General features: G+C 63.9%; 14 protein-coding genes and 6 pseudogenes. 11 read left to right on the top strand and 9 right to left on the bottom strand.

Features of this window, described 5'->3' with window-relative positions:
• Window positions 1-33: 33 nt before the first annotated feature.
• The 3 genes and pseudogenes from ACPEH2_RS03925 to ACPEH2_RS03915 all read right to left on the bottom strand — a co-directional run.
• A pseudogene (locus ACPEH2_RS03925) lies at window positions 34-210 on the bottom strand (IS256 family transposase); the annotation flags it as partial.
• A pseudogene (locus ACPEH2_RS03920) lies at window positions 168-541 on the bottom strand (transposase); the annotation flags it as partial. The pseudogenes ACPEH2_RS03925 and ACPEH2_RS03920, both read right to left, overlap by 43 nt.
• Window positions 542-1,250: 709 nt before the next feature.
• On the bottom strand, window positions 1,251-2,561 hold the full coding sequence (locus tag ACPEH2_RS03915; RefSeq protein ID WP_359917722.1) for an APC family permease: 1,311 nt from the start codon (window positions 2,559-2,561) through the stop codon (window positions 1,251-1,253).
• Window positions 2,562-2,712: 151 nt separating this feature from the next.
• Here ACPEH2_RS03915 and ACPEH2_RS03910 point away from each other — a divergent pair, with 151 nt between their 5' ends.
• The 6 genes from ACPEH2_RS03910 (at window position 2,713) to ACPEH2_RS03885 (ending at window position 7,734) form a co-directional block, all read left to right on the top strand.
• Entirely contained in the window at window positions 2,713-3,138 is a 426-nt protein-coding gene (locus tag ACPEH2_RS03910; protein ID WP_359917720.1) for a DUF6153 family protein, read from the top strand.
• Window positions 3,139-3,245: 107 nt separating this feature from the next.
• Window positions 3,246-3,830 carry a DUF305 domain-containing protein gene (locus ACPEH2_RS03905; protein WP_359917717.1) on the top strand — a complete coding sequence of 195 codons (585 nt, stop codon included), beginning with the start codon at window positions 3,246-3,248 and terminating at the stop codon, window positions 3,828-3,830.
• Between the two features lie 93 nt (window positions 3,831-3,923).
• A complete protein-coding gene (locus ACPEH2_RS03900) occupies window positions 3,924-4,748 on the top strand; it encodes a F510_1955 family glycosylhydrolase (protein ID WP_359917714.1) in 825 nt (274 codons plus the stop codon).
• A 96-nt stretch (window positions 4,749-4,844) separates the two neighbouring features.
• Entirely contained in the window at window positions 4,845-5,054 is a 210-nt protein-coding gene (locus ACPEH2_RS03895) for a heavy-metal-associated domain-containing protein (protein ID WP_359917712.1), read from the top strand.
• Between the two features lie 46 nt (window positions 5,055-5,100).
• Entirely contained in the window at window positions 5,101-7,389 is a 2,289-nt protein-coding gene (locus tag ACPEH2_RS03890) for a heavy metal translocating P-type ATPase (protein WP_423718285.1), read from the top strand.
• Between the two features lie 15 nt (window positions 7,390-7,404).
• On the top strand, window positions 7,405-7,734 hold the full coding sequence (locus tag ACPEH2_RS03885) for a metal-sensitive transcriptional regulator (protein WP_359917706.1): 330 nt from the start codon (window positions 7,405-7,407) through the stop codon (window positions 7,732-7,734).
• Window positions 7,735-8,088: 354 nt separating this feature from the next.
• Here the strand turns inward: ACPEH2_RS03885 and ccsA are convergent.
• Window positions 8,089-8,289: pseudogene (ccsA, locus tag ACPEH2_RS03880) on the bottom strand (cytochrome c biogenesis protein CcsA); the annotation flags it as partial.
• A gap of 224 nt (window positions 8,290-8,513) precedes the next feature.
• Here ccsA and ACPEH2_RS03875 point away from each other — a divergent pair.
• Window positions 8,514-8,825, top strand: a pseudogene (locus ACPEH2_RS03875) (transposase); the annotation flags it as partial.
• Window positions 8,826-9,022: 197 nt separating this feature from the next.
• Here the strand turns inward: ACPEH2_RS03875 and ACPEH2_RS03870 are convergent.
• The 5 genes and pseudogenes from ACPEH2_RS03870 to ACPEH2_RS03850 form a co-directional block, all read right to left on the bottom strand.
• Entirely contained in the window at window positions 9,023-9,355 is a 333-nt protein-coding gene (locus ACPEH2_RS03870; protein WP_366213133.1) for a cupin domain-containing protein, read from the bottom strand.
• A 138-nt stretch (window positions 9,356-9,493) separates the two neighbouring features.
• Window positions 9,494-9,799: pseudogene (locus ACPEH2_RS03865) on the bottom strand (transposase); the annotation flags it as partial.
• Window positions 9,800-9,809: 10 nt separating this feature from the next.
• Complete coding sequence (locus tag ACPEH2_RS03860) at window positions 9,810-10,919, bottom strand: IS110 family transposase (protein WP_359917700.1); 1,110 nt, start codon at window positions 10,917-10,919, stop codon at window positions 9,810-9,812.
• A 291-nt stretch (window positions 10,920-11,210) separates the two neighbouring features.
• Window positions 11,211-12,064 (bottom strand): annotated as a pseudogene (locus ACPEH2_RS03855) (IS3 family transposase); the annotation flags it as partial.
• Window positions 12,065-12,373: 309 nt separating this feature from the next.
• On the bottom strand, window positions 12,374-13,270 hold the full coding sequence (locus tag ACPEH2_RS03850) for a potassium channel family protein (RefSeq protein ID WP_359917697.1): 897 nt from the start codon (window positions 13,268-13,270) through the stop codon (window positions 12,374-12,376).
• A gap of 143 nt (window positions 13,271-13,413) precedes the next feature.
• On the opposite strand from ACPEH2_RS03850, the gene ACPEH2_RS03845 reads away from it, so the two are divergent.
• From ACPEH2_RS03845 to ACPEH2_RS03830, 4 genes are read left to right on the top strand one after another with little or no spacing between them, the layout of a single operon-like run.
• A complete protein-coding gene (locus ACPEH2_RS03845) occupies window positions 13,414-13,764 on the top strand; it encodes an NADH-quinone oxidoreductase subunit A (RefSeq protein ID WP_359917694.1) in 351 nt (116 codons plus the stop codon).
• Complete coding sequence (locus ACPEH2_RS03840) at window positions 13,755-15,071, top strand: hypothetical protein (RefSeq protein ID WP_359917691.1); 1,317 nt, start codon at window positions 13,755-13,757, stop codon at window positions 15,069-15,071. The genes ACPEH2_RS03845 and ACPEH2_RS03840 overlap by 10 nt, the downstream gene beginning before the upstream one ends.
• Window positions 15,064-16,005, top strand: coding sequence for a complex I subunit 1 family protein (locus ACPEH2_RS03835; RefSeq protein ID WP_359917688.1), 942 nt, complete (start codon window positions 15,064-15,066; stop codon window positions 16,003-16,005). The genes ACPEH2_RS03840 and ACPEH2_RS03835 overlap by 8 nt, the downstream gene beginning before the upstream one ends.
• The gene (locus ACPEH2_RS03830; RefSeq protein ID WP_359917685.1) at window positions 16,002-16,586 is read left to right on the top strand and encodes an NADH-quinone oxidoreductase subunit J; all 585 of its coding nucleotides are present in this window, start codon (window positions 16,002-16,004) and stop codon (window positions 16,584-16,586) included. Before ACPEH2_RS03835 ends, ACPEH2_RS03830 begins: the two co-directional genes overlap by 4 nt.
• The last annotated feature ends 1 nt before the right edge of the window (window position 16,587 follow it).

Raw genomic sequence — 16,587 nt, 5'->3', positions numbered from 1 at the left:
TGTTTCAGTAACGGTGTTTCCGGCGGTTTTCATTTAGTAGGTCTCTGCGGCCGGCCAGCGGTCGGCGAAGGTGATGGCGAATGCGTTGAGAGCGGGCTTCCAGCGCATTGTCCATCGGGTGCGGCCACGCCCTGTGGGGTCGAGGCTACGGGTGACAAGATACAGGCCCCGTTCAGGCGGCGTTGCCGCTTGCGCACGATCTGCGGCTCGAACGACCCGTCCCGGTCCCGAGGAACATCGATGGTGACCTGCCCGGTCGCTTCGGTCAGCACCGTCTTGGGCCTCGTGCCATTGCGCACGTTTCCGCCGTCGCGGTCGGGCCGGCACGGTTCTTCTCGTGCCCGAGGTGTTCGGTGAGCTCCTCGTTCAGCGCGGTCTCGAGCACGTTCTTCGTGAACAGCTTCAACAGCCCATCCGGCCCGGTCAGGGCCAGGCACTGCTCCTTGGCAAGCCGGACCAGCTCCGCCGCCGCAGCAGCCTCCGCGGATCGGTCATCGTTCTGGTGCTTCTTCGGACTCACAACGTCCAGTGTCGTGCTCATCACGGCACCTTTCCCGCCACGCATCACGCGCGGCGCGTCAGGCCGGAAACACCGCTAAATCCACAGTCCCAGCGAGGCACCGCGCGAGCTTCGCCTGCGCCAGAACGTGTCGCGAAACCCTACGGATAGGGGGTGTCTCTCCCGCAGATCACGGCCGCGCTGACAACTCGAGCGAGAAAGCCCTAGGTCAGCGACTTCGCGATCTGACGACTGTCGTGAGATTCGACAGGCAGCTACTTCCTGCAGGCGAAGAATCCGGCCTCGCTCTAGGAGTGGTCTCGAACGGTACTAGGGCTCGACCCCGATGAGCACGGTGTCAGTGGGAGCAGCAGGGCGGGCCCACGGTGTTTGTCCCATTCGAAGGGGCCACAGACTACTTCGATCGGGGCCGACCAACAGGTCGTGTTGAACCTCCGCATGCGCACTCTCGTCGCGATGCTCGAGCAAGTAGGGCGCCGAGGAGTAGATGTCGAAGGCGATTCGCATCAGGTGGATGGGGTCGGGGTCTTCGGGTGGGTTTCGGACCCGGAGGGAGATCGGATCGAACTTTTGGGAGAGTTCTAGCGAGCTCACCCCTGTGGTCGAGTGCTCGGGTGTCCGCCGTCGGGAGTCATGGCTGACCAGGTCGAGAGCTACCTCAGGGCCGTGCGGATTCTTGGAACACAGCTACACATCTATCCCTGCACGAGGCGAATCCTGCGGGGTTCCATCAGTGCATCCTTCGGTTGTCGTTCTTGTCGTTCTTATCGCGCCGAGTGACGACGATCGCCTGTCCAGCGAAGATCACTGTGGCAACTGCCGCCGCCACAACAACGGTCATCAAGTCGGCCTGGGCCTTGAGCACCGTGAACGGCACGAGCACGGCGAAATCAAGCACGATCGTCAGGGCAGGGAGCCACCAGTTCGCCTCGATCTTCTCACGGAGATGCCGGATGACGCCCCATTGCACAGCGATATCCATCGTGAGGTAGAGGAAGACACCCATCGACGCGATCTGGCTGAGATCGAGCAGCGCGGTGGCGGTGATCGCGAGGCCCGCGGTGATCAGCATGGGCTGGTGGGGCACCTTCTTCGGCAGCGACGGAGCTTGTTTCATCTCCTGGAGCATCCCGTACAGACGCGACACGGAGAATAGGCTCGCGAGGAGCCCGGACAACGTCGCGACGACCGCGATGGCGACGGTCAGCCCTATTCCCCATGCCCCGAACAGTGGCTTGGCTGCTTCGGCGAGGGCGTAGTTTCGGGCGTCGACGGCGCCTTTCGCGCCGATGCTCGCTTCGACCGACAGGGTGATCAGCAGATAGAGCACCGCGCAGATGGCGATGGAGATGACGATGGAGCGGGCGATGTTCTTCTTCGCGTTCTGGATGTCATCGCCCTGATTGGTGATCGTCGTGAATCCCTTGTAAGCGAGGACGCAGAGCGCGACGCCGGCGAGTATCCCGAACGGCTGCACCGGATCGCCGGAGGCCTTGGAAAGGAGCCCGTCACCGGACGCGGCGGCGGCGATCAGGCCACCGATAGCGAGGACGGCGATTCCGACGATCTTTATGATCGCGGTTGTCATCGCCGACTTTTCGACCAAGGAGTTGCCGACGAGGTTGACGATCGCGGCGGCGGCGATGGCCACTACTCCGAGGACCGGAACGAGAATGGCCGAGTCTTGCAGGCCGAACGGGCGCAGAATGTAGGTCCCGAAGGTGCGGGCAAGCAGGCTCTCTGCGACCACCATCGAGACGTACATGAAGAGGGTGAAGGAACCTGCGACGATGCCAGGACTGTAGGCATCCTTGAGCAGCATGGCGATGCCGCCCGCCGAAGGGTTGACGCTCGAGTATCGCGTGTAGGAGTACGAGCTGACTCCCGCCACGACGGCGCCCGCGAGGAAGGCCAGTGGGAACCAGTCCCCCGCGAACCCTGCGACCTGTCCGACGAGCGCGAAGATGCCAGCGCCGATCATGACGCCGGTGCCCAGCGATATCGACCCGACGAGGGATATCTTCTGATCTGCGTCTGTCACAACCACCGACTCCGTTCGACAGAGCTTCTCAAGAAGAGCTCTCACTTATACCTTAGGGGGGTATTGAGTGGGACGGGGCGCCGGGAGTGTATTCGGTACTTTTTGGGCCGGCGCAATACCCGGGGGAAGTATGCTCGCGAGTGAGGTTCCGATGCCCTATTCCATGACACGAATGAACCGACGCGCGACGGCGTCGTCTCTTCTGGTGCCCACTGTGCTCTTGGCGTTGCTGGTTATTGTCGGGATCCTCGGAATGCACACCGTGTCGACCGCTCCCATGGCCTCCGCTACCGCGTCCACTGTGGAGATCGCGTCGATGGACGCGCATGCGTTGGCGACCACCTCTCATCCCGCTCCGGATTCAGGCTGCGCTGATTGTGGCGCTGGCGGCGGCCACAGCGCCATGATGCTGGCATGCGTGCTGGGCTTGCTTGTGGTCGTGTTGCTGGCCGCGAAGTCGACTCCGGGACTCCTCCGTGCACGCGGACCGAGCCTCGCTCCCGCCTTCGTCTTGCCGCGAGTGTTCGTCTCGCTGCGTCCGCCCTCTTTGATTGAGTTGTCGATCAGTCGTACGTGAGTGCTCTTTCCCGGCCGCCCGGTCGGAAAGACTCTGCCCCCTGGTGGGCACCACGTACTGCTTCAACGACACATATAAGAGGACTTTCCACAATGAACAGAATTCGAATGACTGCGCTGACGGCCGCTCCACTGGCTCTCGCGCTTGTGCTGGCCGGCTGCGCCGGCGGTGCCGACAACTCGATGCCGGGGATGGATGGTGGCACCATGCCGCCATCGTCGTCTGCCACGGCACAGGATGGCTTCAACGCTGCGGACTCGATGTTCGCGATGATGATGATCCCGCATCACGAGCAAGCCGTGGAGATGAGCGACATGATTCTCGCGAAAGACGGCATCGACGACAGCGTTCAGGATCTGGCGCGGCAGATCAAAGCAGCGCAGGGCCCAGAGATCGAGTTGATGCAGTCTTGGCTGGACGGCTCGGGAATGTCCGCGTCGGACGGCATGGACGGTATGGGCGACGGGATGATGTCCGGCGACGACATGGCGACGCTCGAGGCCGCAAGCGGCGCGGAAGCGTCGCGCCTTTACCTTGAGCAGATGATCGTCCATCACGAGGGCGCTCTTGAGATGGCACAGGCCGAGTTGCAGAACGGCAGCAGCCCGGATGCACTCGAACTCGCACAAACGATCGTCGACGCGCAGACGAGCGAGATCGCTCTCATGCAAGAACTGCTCACCTCTCTTTGATGTCGCATGCGGGGGCGCTGTGGATCTACGGCGCCCCCGCCCCGCCGACCTCGCTACTTCTTGAAAGGGCTTTACATGCGTTTCTCACTACGTGTGACGACCGGAGTCATCGCGCTCGCACTTCTCACCCTCACCGGATGCTCGGCCGCCAAAACAGCTTCCGCTCCCACCGACTCTGCCGAGGCTGCCACCGCGATATCTCACGTGCATGCGATCGTCGCCGATCCGGCCGGTGAAGGATTCCTTCTTGGAACCCATGAGGGCATCTACGCCGTTGACGCGACCGGTGCCCTCGGCGGGCGTGTCGGGAGCGCTGATTTCGACGCAATGGGCCTCACCGCCACCGACGGCACCCTGCTCGCCTCAGGCCACCCTGGCGCGAACACACCCGCCGAGTGGGGAGCCCCGCACCTGGGGATCATCCGCAGCAAGGATGGTGCCGCCTCGTGGGAGCCTGTCACGTTCACGGGACAGAAGGACTTCCACGCCATGACCTCTGGTCCAGGCGGCACGGTCTTCGCGCTCGCCACCGACAGTCCGGAGTTGCTCTCCAGCACCGATAACGGCGACTCGTGGTCGTCGACGGGAGCGACCACTGACGCCGTCGCGTTCGCCGTGGATTGGGAGGGGCGCGTGATCGCCGCGACACCCGAAGGCACCCAGCTCAGCACCGACGGCGGGGCCTCGTTCAGCCCATGGGCAGACGCTCCTGCCGTGTACCGCGTCGCGGCGTCCCCCGATCACGAACTGGTCGTGGGAGTCGACACCGACAACACGATCTGGGTGACCTCGGCGGCGGGTGCGTGGACCGAAGCGGGCGCCGTCCAGGGCTCCGCGCAGGCCGTCGCGATCACGAACACCGGCGATATCGTCCTCGTTGACGAGCGCGGCCTCAGCTACCTGCCCGCATCGAACTGACCTCGAACTGGTGCTCGGGAATGCCCCGCGCACCAGTTCGGTTGTATGGTGGGAGTACCCCCTAGGGGTACCCCCGTCAAATGAAAGGTGCGAACAATGGAAACGACAGAGTTTCAGGTAACCGGCATGACGTGCGGGCATTGCGAGAAGTCGGTGCGCGACGAAGTATCGAAGGTGGCCGGTGTCACAGACATCGACGTCAACGTAGGAACCGGCAAGCTCGTCGTGTCCTCTTCGCAGCCCGTCGAGGTCTCCGCCGTGATCGCTGCTGTCGATGAGGCAGGGTACGAAGCGGTCGCAGCCTAATGGCCACGGGGGCGGACGAGCGCAATTCGTCCACGAGGAGCGTCCGGTGAGCACCGATGCCGCAGACGACACCCGCATCGAGCTGGAGATCGGCGGGATGACCTGTGCATCCTGCGCGATGCGCATCGAGAAGAAGCTCAACAAGCTCGACGGCGTCACCGCGACGGTGAACTATGCCACCGAGAAGGCGCAGCTCACTGCCCCCGCGACCCTTGACCCCGCGGTCCTGATCGCCGAGGTCGAGAACACCGGCTACACCGCCGTCCTCCCCACGCCGGCAACTCCCGAGGAGGATCGCAGCGACGACGCGGAGCTTCGCAGCCTCCGTCGCCGGCTGATCGTCTCGGCGACGCTTTCGGTTCCCGTCATCCTGATGGCGATGATCCCGGCCCTGCAGTTTCCGTACTGGCAATGGGTCTCGCTCGTCCTGGCTGCACCCGTTGTGATCTGGGGTGCGTGGCCCTTCCACCGTGCCGCGTGGCTGAATCTGCGTCACGGCGCCGCGACGATGGACACCCTGATCAGCATCGGCACGTCCGCCGCGTTCTTGTGGTCGCTGTATGCGCTGTTCTTCGGGACCGCCGGTCACATCGGCATGACCCACGAATTCACGTTCACTGTCACCCCCAGTGACGGGGCGGGGAACATCTACTTCGAGGTCGCCGCGGGAGTCACCACGTTCGTGCTCGCGGGCCGCTACTTCGAAAAACGGGCCAAGAAGCAGGCCGGCGCCGCCCTCCGCGCTCTCCTGGAAATGGGCGCCAAGGACGTTGCCGTCCTCCATGCCGGCGTCGAAACCCGCATCCCCGTCGCGGAACTGCGGGTCGGCGACGAGTTCGTCGTGCGCCCCGGCGAGAAGATCGCCACCGACGGGATCATCACCACCGGCGCATCGGCGGTTGATCAGTCCATGCTCACCGGCGAATCAATACCGGTGGAAGTCGCCGAAGGTGACTCGGTTACCGGCGCGACCGTCAACGCCGGCGGACGCCTCGTCGTCCGCGCCACCCGGATCGGGTCCGACACGCAGCTCGCGCAGATGGCGCAACTCGTCGAAGACGCCCAGTCCGGGAAAGCCGACGTGCAGCGTCTCGCCGACCGCATCTCCGGGATCTTCGTCCCCATCGTCCTTGTCATCGCGGTCCCCACCCTCGCGACCTGGTTGGCCCTCGGATTCGGTGCCAACGCCGCGTTCACCGCCGCTGTTGCGGTGCTCATCATCGCGTGCCCCTGCGCACTCGGCCTCGCCACACCGACCGCCCTTTTGGTGGGGACCGGGCGGGGCGCTCAGTTGGGCATCATCATCAAGGGCCCCGAGATCCTCGAATCCACCCGCCGCGTCGACACGATTGTCCTGGACAAGACCGGCACGGTCACCACGGGACGGATGGCACTGCTCGACGTCATCACCGCTCCCGGCGAGTCCCGCGATGAGGTCCTGCGTCTTGCCGGCGCGGTGGAGGATGCCTCCGAACACCCCATCGCCCAGGCCATCGCGAAAGCCGCCACCCAGAACACCGGTGTACTGCCCGACGTCGAGTCGTTCCAGAACGTCCCCGGCAAGGGCGTCACCGGCGTCACCGACGGACGCGCCCTGCTCGTGGGACGCACCGCCCTGCTCGAAGAATGGTCCGTTCACCCGGACGCCGACCTCGTCGCCGCGAAAGACGCGGCCGAAGCTCACGGGCAGACCGCGGTACTCGTCGCGTGGGACGGTAAAGCTCGCGGAGTCCTGGTCGTCGCCGACCAGATCAAACCCACCAGCGTCGAGGCAATCACACAGTTCAAGGCCCTGGGCCTCACCCCGATCCTCCTCACCGGCGACAACCCGACAGCCGCCGCGCACATCGCGGGCCAGGTCGGCATCGATCAGGTCATCGCCGAAGTCCTCCCCTCCGAAAAGGTCGACGTGATCACACGCCTGCAGGGCGAAGGCAAAGTCGTCGCGATGGTCGGCGACGGCGTCAACGATGCCGCGGCCCTCGCGCAGGCCGACCTCGGCATGGCCATGGGCACCGGCAGCGACGTCGCAATCGAAGCATCCGACATCACCCTCGTCCGCGGCGACCTCCGTTCCGCCGCCGACGCCATCCGCCTCTCCCGCCGCACCCTGGGCACCATCAGAGGCAACCTGTTCTGGGCCTTCGCGTACAACGCTGCCGCGATCCCCCTCGCCGCATTCGGGCTCCTCAACCCCATGATCGCCGGCGCCGCAATGGCCTTCTCCAGCGTCTTCGTCGTCGGCAACAGCCTTCGCCTGCGCCGCTTCCGCTCCCACGCGACCGCGTCCCCCGCGTCGCAACCCGCCCCCACTCCCGCGCTGCAAAACGCGTAACGAAAGAAGCCGACCATGCCGCACAGCACCACGGAAGACGCGAGCGCAGAAGAACCACACGCGCACCACGGCTACATCACCGACAAGGCCAAGTACCTCAGTCGGATGAAGCGCATCGAAGGGCAAGCTCGCGGAATCTCCCGCATGGTCGAAGAAGAGAAGTACTGCATCGACATCCTCACGCAGGTCAGCGCACTCACCAACGCTCTGCAAGCGGTCGCGCTCGGACTCGTGGACGACCACCTCAAACACTGCGTGCTCGACGCCGCTCGGGCCGGCGGCGACGAAGCCGACGCGAAGATCAAAGAAGCCACCGACGCCATCGCCCGGCTCGTCCGCTCGTGATGGCGCCCAACCGGACGCAACTAATCGTCCGCTTGATGCGACGCTTCGCTACTGCTTAGGCGATGAGGCTATTGATCGCGATCGCCATCCATGCGACGGCGCCCGTGGTCGGCGGCGTAGGCCGCGAGAAGGTCAGCCGTTACGGGGGAAGTATGCGGGAATCGATCTCTGAGGACTGTCGCGCGCGTCGAGGTCATTCGGGCGGTGAAGAACCGTGAATGGGCCGCGGCCATCACTAACACCGGCAGCAACACTCTCGGGCCATCCTCGAGCGTGATCCTAAATGGCGGGAAGATCACTGAGCCTGACGGCCGACCCCGTCACCAAAATAGGGCTACTACAAACTGTGTAGTTCAGCCCGCTGTAGACGTGCAAACCCTTGAAGAACATGTTCACGATCGTGAAGTTGAACATGACGGCTGAGAAGCCGATGATCGACAGCCATGCCGACCGGGTGCCGCGCCATCCGCGTGTCGCGCGGGCGTGGATGTATCCGGCGTAGAGGACCCAGATCACGAAGGTCCAGACTTCCTTCGTGTCGAAGCCCCAGTAGCGGCACCCACGATCGGCTCATCTCTCGCGGAAATCGACTTCGCGGGCAACCCACGGTCCTGCCACGAGCATCTTCGGCGGCGACCATAGCGTCGTCGCACACCCGCGGGTCAGTGGCGGTCGATCCTTCCGCTAACTAGAGGGACGGCGCAGAGCACGGGACGGCGAACTATACGGTGTTTCAGGCCTGACGCGCCGCGCGTGAGCGTGGCGGGGAAGGTGCCGTGATGACTACGACACTGGAAGTTGTGGGTTCGAAGAAACACCATGATGATGACCGATCCGCGGAGGCTGCTGCGGCTGCCGAGCTGGTCCGTCTAGCCAAAGAGCAGTGCCTTGCTCTGACGGGCCCGGACGGCCTGTTGAAGCAGTTCACGAAGAACGTGCTCGAGACCGCGCTGAGCGAGGAGCTCACCGAGCACCTCGGGCACGAGAAGAACCGTCACGGTCCTGACCGTGAGAGCGGGAACGTGCGCCACCGGACGAGACCGAAGACGGCGCTCACCGAAGCGACCGGCCAGGTCACGATTGGGCGGCCCGCAGCTGCCGCGACGAGCACCTCCGGCTCGGTTCAACTTTTGTCACGAATATGTCGTTTTCGATATGGTCCAGCGTGCTCGGTAATTCGTCGGGCCCATCGAGTTGGCGAGAGAAGGCCGGCCGGGCCCGTGCAGGGAATGTCCGGCTCTTGCTGACTCGGCCGGCCCGGTAGTGGCGTGCACGTACCGGGTAGTGCTCAGATCAGCTTGGCAACGGTGAGCAGTACGGCAGAATCTTCCACCGCCTTGAGAGTGTGATTGGCCGCGGGGACGATGAGAAGGTCACCGATCCAGCCCGACCAGGACATGTTCTCGCTTTCGAGCAAGACCCGTCCGGACAGGACATAGATGGTTGCCTCGCCCGGGCTGGAGTGCTCGCTGAGTTCCCTGCCTGACTGTAGAGCGATCACGGTCTGTCGGAGGACGTGTTCGTGGCCGCCGTACACGGTTGTCGCGCTCCGGCCGCTGGACGCGACGTGAGCAAGCTCGAACTGCTGTCGCACGAGCGCTGTGAGCGACGTTTTTTGCACGATTTGCTCCCTCAATTGTGGTGCGTGTTACCGCACTGCGAGTGGACGCACGACATATCGTCCGATCGGCCTTGGCACGACAGCCGCTGACTAGCTCTCGGGCCTTGACCCTTGATCGTGGACACGGTGTCGCTTCGGTTATGCTGCTTCCGCGAGGGTAGCGGATGTGGTCGCTTCGTAGGCGTTGGGTGAGATGTTGCCGATCGCGGAGTGGCGTCGGCGAGTGTTGTAGCGGTTGGCCCACCGGAACACGGCCCGGTAGGCGGTGGCCTGATCTGGGAACGCAGGGCGCCCGGCGAGGAGCTCGCGTTTCAGCGCGGCGTTGAAGCTCTCCGCCAATGAGTTGTCGGCACTGGTCCCGATAGCCCCCATGGACTGGGTGACCTTCAGGTCGTTGCAGAGCTTCACGTAGGCCTTCGAGGTGTAGACCGAGCCGTGGATGCTCTCCTAAGAGTCAAGCGGCAATTTTGCGTGGTTTGGTGTTCGGGGTGATGTGCTGGATGCCGGGGTTGAGGAGGAAGTAGACCTCGCGGGCGAGGTAGCGCTTCAAGCAGCGGATGATCTCCATTTTGGAATGTCCTTCGGCGGTCTTCTTCGCGACGTAAGCCTTCGTTCTGGGGTCGAGCCTGAGGCGGCTGATCACGGCGAGATGGAGGGCGCGGTTGGCTTGCCTGTCACCGCCGCGGTTGAGACGGTGGCGCTGGGTCATCCCTGATGAGGCGGGCAGGGGTGAGACGCCGCAGAGCATCGCGAACGCGGCTTCTGAGCGCAGCCGGTCCGGGTTGTCGCCAGCGGTGACCAGCAGCTGGCCGGCGACCTCGATGCCGATCCCGACCCGTTCCAGCAGTTGCGGTGCGAGTGCTTGCACGATCGGGTTGATGAGGTCGTCGAGGTCGGAGATCTCGTCCGTGAGTTCGAGATAGCGGCGACCGAACGATTTGAGCGCGACCCGGTAGGCGATGACCGGGTCGGTCGCGTTGGAGACATCGGGTCGCCAGGCGGCGAGATGACGAATCAGCTGCATGCGGGTCAGATTGCGAACCTGGTCACGGACTTCGTCCGGAGCCGCGACGATCGACATCCTCTGCAACTGCAACGTGTTCCGTCGTTCGCGGACGGCTTGGGCGCGTGCGACCCGCAGGATTCTGAGGGCCTCGACCGCGCCGTCCTTGGACTTCGGGATCGTCGTGCGTCGCTCGTGTAGCGCGGCGCGGGCAGCGTTGATCGCGTCGAGATCGTCGTCCTTGCCCTTCCGGCGACGATCCGAACGATCAGGTCGATCGACTTCGAGGACCACGACATCGTGCTTGGCGAGGTGCCGTGTGAGACCGGCGCCGTAGGACCCGGTGCCCTCGATCCCGATCCGAATCAGATCGCCGTGGCTGCGCACCCATGCCAGCAACGCCCGGTAGCCCGCGCGTGTTGTGGAGAAACTATGCGTTCCAAGGACCGTGCCAGCTGGATCGATGACCGCAGCGACGTGGATCTCCTTGTGGGTGTCGACGCCGGCGAACACTGGTGTTCGTGGTTGAGGTCGCCGGGTGGTGTCGGGGATGATGGTCATGTCGTGCTCCGATCTGTTCGCATGGGCGGGGAACGGCATCGCGCACCACCAGACCGGCGGACAAGACAGTGATGAGCACCTGTTGGCGCAGGCTCTCCTTAGGTCACTCCGGCGGCGAGGCGTGACGCCTCACCGGGTGTTCTCAGGAGACCGACAGATCCGAGGAAAGACAGCAAATGTCGATCGGAGTGAGAGTCAGGAACCCCTGAGAACACCCGGCACCAACATCCTCGCGCGTCCATCGCTGTGAGGGTCAGGACCCCCGAGAACACCAGCACGAACAGTCTCACTGTCCGAGTGCAGCGTTGTTCCGGTAGGGGTTCGCAGGGCGACGGCGTTGCGCAGCGCGGCGACGGCGAGCTCGGCGGTCATCCTGGAGTCGATGGAGTAGCCGACGATCCGGTTGGAGTGCACGTCTTTGATCGCGCACAGATACAGCTTGCCTTCCTCGGTCCAGTGCTCGGTGATATCCGTGAGCCACAGCTCGTTCAGCTTCGATGCGGTGAAGTCGCGCCGCACGAGATCGTCATGCACGGGCGGACCTGCTTTCCGGTTCAGGCCACGTTTCTTGGAGAACACGCTCCACAACCGCTGCTGCGAACACAGCCGCCACACGCGCCGCTCCGACGCCGACAACCCGGACTGACCTTCGATCTCGTCCGAGATGAACCGATAGCCGAACGCTGGATCGTCCCGGTGAAGGTCGACCGCAGCGTTCGTCAGATGCGCGTTATCCCAGTCGCGTTGCGACACGGGGCTTGCCCGCCACGCGAAGAACGCCTGCTTCGAGAAGCCCAACACCCGGCAGGTCACCGCGATCGGAATCCGATCAGCAGCCAGTTCACGGACCAGCGGGAACATCATTTTGGGAGCGACGCCTGCGACAGATACGCGGCGGCACGACGCAGAATCTCAACTTCCTGTTCGAGTAACCGGATCCGCTTCTTCGCCTCACGCAACTCGGCCGTCTCGGCCTGAGTGACACCGGGCTTCACACCGTCTTCGACATCAGCGAGTTTCAGCCACCGCTGCAGGCAGGACTCTGAGATCCCGAAGTCTTTCGCTATCCGCGCGATCGGGGTTTCGCCCCGCCGCGCGACCGCGACCACATCGCGGCGGAACTCAAGGGGGAATGCTTTCGGCACGTTGACCATCTTTCCGCGAGAACCGAAATCCTCACAGATCAGGAGTCAACCAAACCGACAGCAGTCCCCATGAAGTCAACGGCATGATGGGAGTCATCTCCGTCGGCTGAATCGATCGATCCACACTGCCAACGCATCCGGCGGCACATCTGACCGCAACGACTATCGCCGTTTGCATCGTTCAGGCGGAGCCAAATAGTCGCTCCAAGTCGGTCCGTGCGTGCATCCCCTACTGCAAGTACAACGTCACCTGCGGCGGGTCGATACCGAAGTCGATTGAACACGGTGGGTGGGTGTGGTAGGCGGACCCTATGGTGAGCTGTTGTATTTGACGGGGTCATGACCATGGTCGATCGCATATGCCGCAAGCAAGTCGGACATCGTGGGAGTAGTGCGTGGGAACCGACCCTGGAGGACCCCGGCGAACTCCTCCAGCGCCCCGGTCAATAGGCGTGCCGCGATGCGCATGTCAGGCTGCGATGACTCCTTCGCAACTCCGGCGAGGTCCGCGGCGTAGGGCAGCATCGCCGCCAGCGACGAGTTGGGGTCGGTGTCGCGAAAATAGTAGGTTTCGGAGTATTCGCTGAGGTCGACCCTGGCCTGGATGATGGCGGTCGCCAGCTGCTCCAACAGAACTGGCAGAATCACGGAATCAGCATCCTGGTTTCCCCCGACAACCTCTGCGCGCCGCATTGTTGACAGCGTGATCGCCAGCACTCTGCGCCTAGCCAACGCTGGATAGATCTGCAGTACCCATGACACAGCGACCGTCAGGAGTCCAAATCCGAAAAGGGCCTCAAGAGGGACGGCCATGCGCAGCCATCCCGGCGCAGGCACGACGTCCCCGAAACCGAGTGTCGAGATCGTGATCATCGAGATGTACAAAGCGTCCAGCGGAGCGTTCGCGCTATCCGTGGCGGAGCCAGGACCATAGATGAAGCCTTCGGGAACCGAAGGCAGGTAGAGCAGCGCCCAACCGACTACCGCGAGCGTGCCCCACGTGACAATGACGGTCGACAACCCCAGGGGTCCGCTGAGCTGGCCCAGCCGTCCGCGTCCCTGGCGGTACTGTGACATTCGCCAGATAGTGCGCAGCACCAGTCGACTGAGACTACCCTGCCCTTCCGGGTGGCCCAGAGTGTGGAACATGTCGCGGAGTACCAGTAAGACGATCACTGCTCCCGCGGCGCGCACCAGCCATTCCATTCGTCCTCCGATTTCACCGCCAACTACCGATCTGCGTTTCACTACGACATCAAACCGGCGGAACCCGGGAGATTCCTACGACTACAGCCTAAGCTCGGGCATGACCGCGCTACCTTCGCCGATCCGGAAGTGAGATGCGAAGCATGTCCCCCTACATCAGCGTCTTCATGGTGATCGGCCTCGGTCTCGCCGCGGTCGGATTGGTGTACATGGTGGGTCGGTTTGCGGCGGTTTCCCGGGAGGTCGTGGAGGTCCTCCCGTTCCAGTCCGGCTGGGAACCACGCGAACATGCGCTGTCCCGGTATCACGCACGCTGGTACCCGATTGCGCTGGTGTTCCTCGCTTTTGATGTCGAGATGCTGTTCATGTATCCGTGGGCGGTTATCGTGGCCGAACGCGGTGCCGAAGCCATCATCGAGATGTTCGTGTTTCTCGCGCTGTTGGTCGCGGGCGTTGTGTGGGCGTGGCGTGAAGGGGCCTTCCGATGGGTCTGACCGGGTGGGTGGCCAATGCCGCGGTGAAGCGCGTTCACGTCATGATCGTCGAGGCCCCCGGCTCGGGTCTTTTGCGGATGAGGGTTGAGGCTGCGGTCACGGCTCGCGGCTGGGCACTGGCGTGTGCGCCCGCAGACAGTGACGCGCTGCTGGTCTGCGGACGACCGGAGGCGGCGCTGAGCGCGTTGATTGATTCGGTGTGGCAGCAGGTTCCCGCCCCTCGTGCGCGCGCCATTGTGACTAATGTTGCAGACCTGTCGTCGACGTTGGATGCCGTTGTTGAGGACCTCCGCGACACCACAACCCAGCGCATGCGGGCTCGAAGTGAGCAGGCGAGCAAGCCGCCCGTCGTCGCCGAGATGTCAATGGACCACTCCGGACACGACATGGACATGCCCCACGACACAGACCACTCCGGACACGAAATGGGCCAGTCCGGACACGACATGGACATGCCCGGTCACGACACGGACCACTCCGGACACGAAATGGGCCACTCCGGACACGACATGGAAATGCCCCACGACACGGGCCACTCCGGACACGAAATGGGCCAGTCCGGGCACGACATGGACATGTCCGGTCACGACATGGACCACTCCGGACACGAAATGGGCCAGTCCGGACACGACATGGACCACTCGGGTCACGGAATGGATATGTCTGGCCCCGGCGGTATCCCCCTTGCTGGCGGATCGGAGGACCGTGATGGGTTGGAGATGGATGCCACCCACCTCACCCTGGGTCCGATTCTGTCGGATTGGCCCGCCGCGCTCGTTGTGCACTGCACGTTGCATGGTGATCTGGTCACCGATGTGGAGATCGAGTGGGGTGACGCCAACGAATTGCCTGCGGGATCTGTTCGGGAGGATGCCGCCCGCTTGTGCGATGCAGCATCGCGAGTTCTGGCCGTGGTCGGCTGGGATCCGATGGCCGCGCAGGCGCGGCGTGTCCGCAACGACCTCATTGGTGATGTACCGCTCGAGAAAGTGCGACCCCGATTGGTCCGTCTTACCCGCCGCGCAGAGCGGTCACGGACGCTGGCGTGGAGCGCGAAGGGTATCGCGGCGGACGAATCCATCGATCCGCGTGGCACACTCGTTGGTTGGCTGCGCACCTGCTCCGCGTTGCTTGACCCTGAAGCGGCTCCCCCAAGCCGTCTGGCGCTCGGGTCCGCCGCGGACAGTGCGACCAGCGAGGTGATCCGCAGCGCGGTCGTCGGGCACGAACTCTCGGCCGTCCGCCTGATTGTGGCATCCCTCGGGCTGGAACATGCGTTCTCACGGGAGCGGGTGCCGCGTGGGTGAGGTGGCGACGGGTTTCGTCGCCGTGCTACTCGTCGCGGGCGGTCTCGTCGTGGTCGCCTGGGCAGCGGCGGCCGCGAACGCGATGCTTGATGCTCGATCTGTCGGCTCACCGGTCGCAACCGCAGCCGCCGCACCCCTTCGAGAGGTGAGCCGCCTGCTCCGCCAGCAACGCCGCACTCTTGCGGGGGCAGATTCGTTGCTGTGGCGTATCGCCGGCGCAGGTCTGGTCATCGCGGGCATGCTGAAGATGCTGGTGATCCCTTTCGGATCCTTCGTCCTGGCCGACCTGCCCGTGGGTCTGGTGTGGTTCAATGCCGTCGACGTGTTGTTGTGGGCGCTGTGGTGGTTGCTCGGGTGGGGAGCCAACAGTTCCTGGTCGCTGGTGGGTGGATACCGTTTCCTTGCACTTGCCCTCTCGTACGAGCTTCCGCTGATGTTCGCGCTGACCGCGCCGGCCATCGCGGCGGGGAGCCTTCGCATGCTCGATGTGCAGGACGCGCAGGGCAACCTGTGGTTTGTCGTCTGGATGCCGGTGGCATTCCTGATTTTCGTCGCATCCGTGGTGGCGTTCTCGTCGTGGGGTCCTTTCCATACCGCGATGAGCGGCGATATCGCCTCTGGCGTGATTGCCGAGCTGAGCGGCGTCGACCGGCTGCTCGTTCTCGTGGGTCGGTACGCCGTCCTCGTCGCGGGTGCCGCGTTCGCGGTGCCGCTGTTCCTCGGTGGCGGAAGCGGTCCGTGGCTGCCACCGTCGATGTGGGTGCTCATCAAGACGCTGGTCGTGCTGGCGGGGATGTTGACGGTGCGACGACTCTTCCCGATGATTCGACCTGACCGTCTCGCGGGGCTCGCGTGGGTCATCATTTTGCCGTTGACGATCGTTCAGGTCGCCGTCGTCGCCGTGATCGTGGGCGTCAACGGGGGTGCCCTGTGATCGCGGCTGCGCTGTTCTGGTTGTTCGCTGTGGTTGCTGTCGCGAGCGGCATCGCCGTCTTCGTGGTCAACTCGATGGCGCGGGCTACCTACGCCCTTGCGGTGTCGTTCGTGTGTGTCGGCGCGATCCTCGTTGTCTTGAACTTGGACTATATCGGGGTGATCACCATCTTGATGATGTTGATGGAGATGGCGATCATGGCCGTTTTCATGGTGATGTTCATGGGAATGAACCCGGCGTTGATGCCGATGGATATGACTCACAGCAAACGCCGTTCGATGATCATCGCGGCGGTCGTGTTCGTGCTGCTGGCGGTGGCAGCGTTTGTCATCCCTTGGCCCGCACGTGCCGGTGAACCTGCCGCGGACCTCGTCAGGTCACTGGGTGATGCGATCATGGGCTCGAAAATGCTGGTGATGCTCGTCATCAGCCCCGTTCTGTTCGCCACGATTGTCGCGGCACTGGTGCTGGCCAATCCGCACGGCCGTTCCGACCCAGCTGGTGAGGATCGTGACGACGAAGAGGGCGACGGTACGCCGATGCCGCCCGACTCGTCGATGGCAGGGGGGCACCACAATTGAC

It is taken from the genome of Microbacterium sp. NPDC064942, assembly GCF_049545525.1.
In the GTDB taxonomy this organism is placed as follows: Bacteria; Actinomycetota; Actinomycetes; order Actinomycetales; family Microbacteriaceae; genus Microbacterium; species Microbacterium gawkjiense.
Note: the sequence above shows the minus strand (reverse complement) of the source record. Positions and strands in the feature narration are given on the sequence as shown.

What these genes read in the sequence shown, in the direction of transcription:
- ACPEH2_RS03910 (WP_359917720.1), top strand. Translation starts at nt 2,713, where the DNA reads ATGCCCTATTCCATGACACGAATGAACCGACGCGCGACGGCGTCGTCT.
- ACPEH2_RS03905 (WP_359917717.1), top strand. Translation starts at nt 3,246, where the DNA reads ATGACTGCGCTGACGGCCGCTCCACTGGCTCTCGCGCTTGTGCTGGCC.
- ACPEH2_RS03895 (WP_359917712.1), top strand. Translation starts at nt 4,845, where the DNA reads ATGGAAACGACAGAGTTTCAGGTAACCGGCATGACGTGCGGGCATTGC.
- ACPEH2_RS03885 (WP_359917706.1), top strand. Translation starts at nt 7,405, where the DNA reads ATGCCGCACAGCACCACGGAAGACGCGAGCGCAGAAGAACCACACGCG.
- ACPEH2_RS03860 (WP_359917700.1), bottom strand. Translation starts at nt 10,919, where the DNA reads ATGACCATCATCCCCGACACCACCCGGCGACCTCAACCACGAACACCA.
- ACPEH2_RS03850 (WP_359917697.1), bottom strand. Translation starts at nt 13,270, where the DNA reads ATGGAATGGCTGGTGCGCGCCGCGGGAGCAGTGATCGTCTTACTGGTA.
- ACPEH2_RS03845 (WP_359917694.1), top strand. Translation starts at nt 13,414, where the DNA reads ATGTCCCCCTACATCAGCGTCTTCATGGTGATCGGCCTCGGTCTCGCC.
- ACPEH2_RS03840 (WP_359917691.1), top strand. Translation starts at nt 13,755, where the DNA reads ATGGGTCTGACCGGGTGGGTGGCCAATGCCGCGGTGAAGCGCGTTCAC.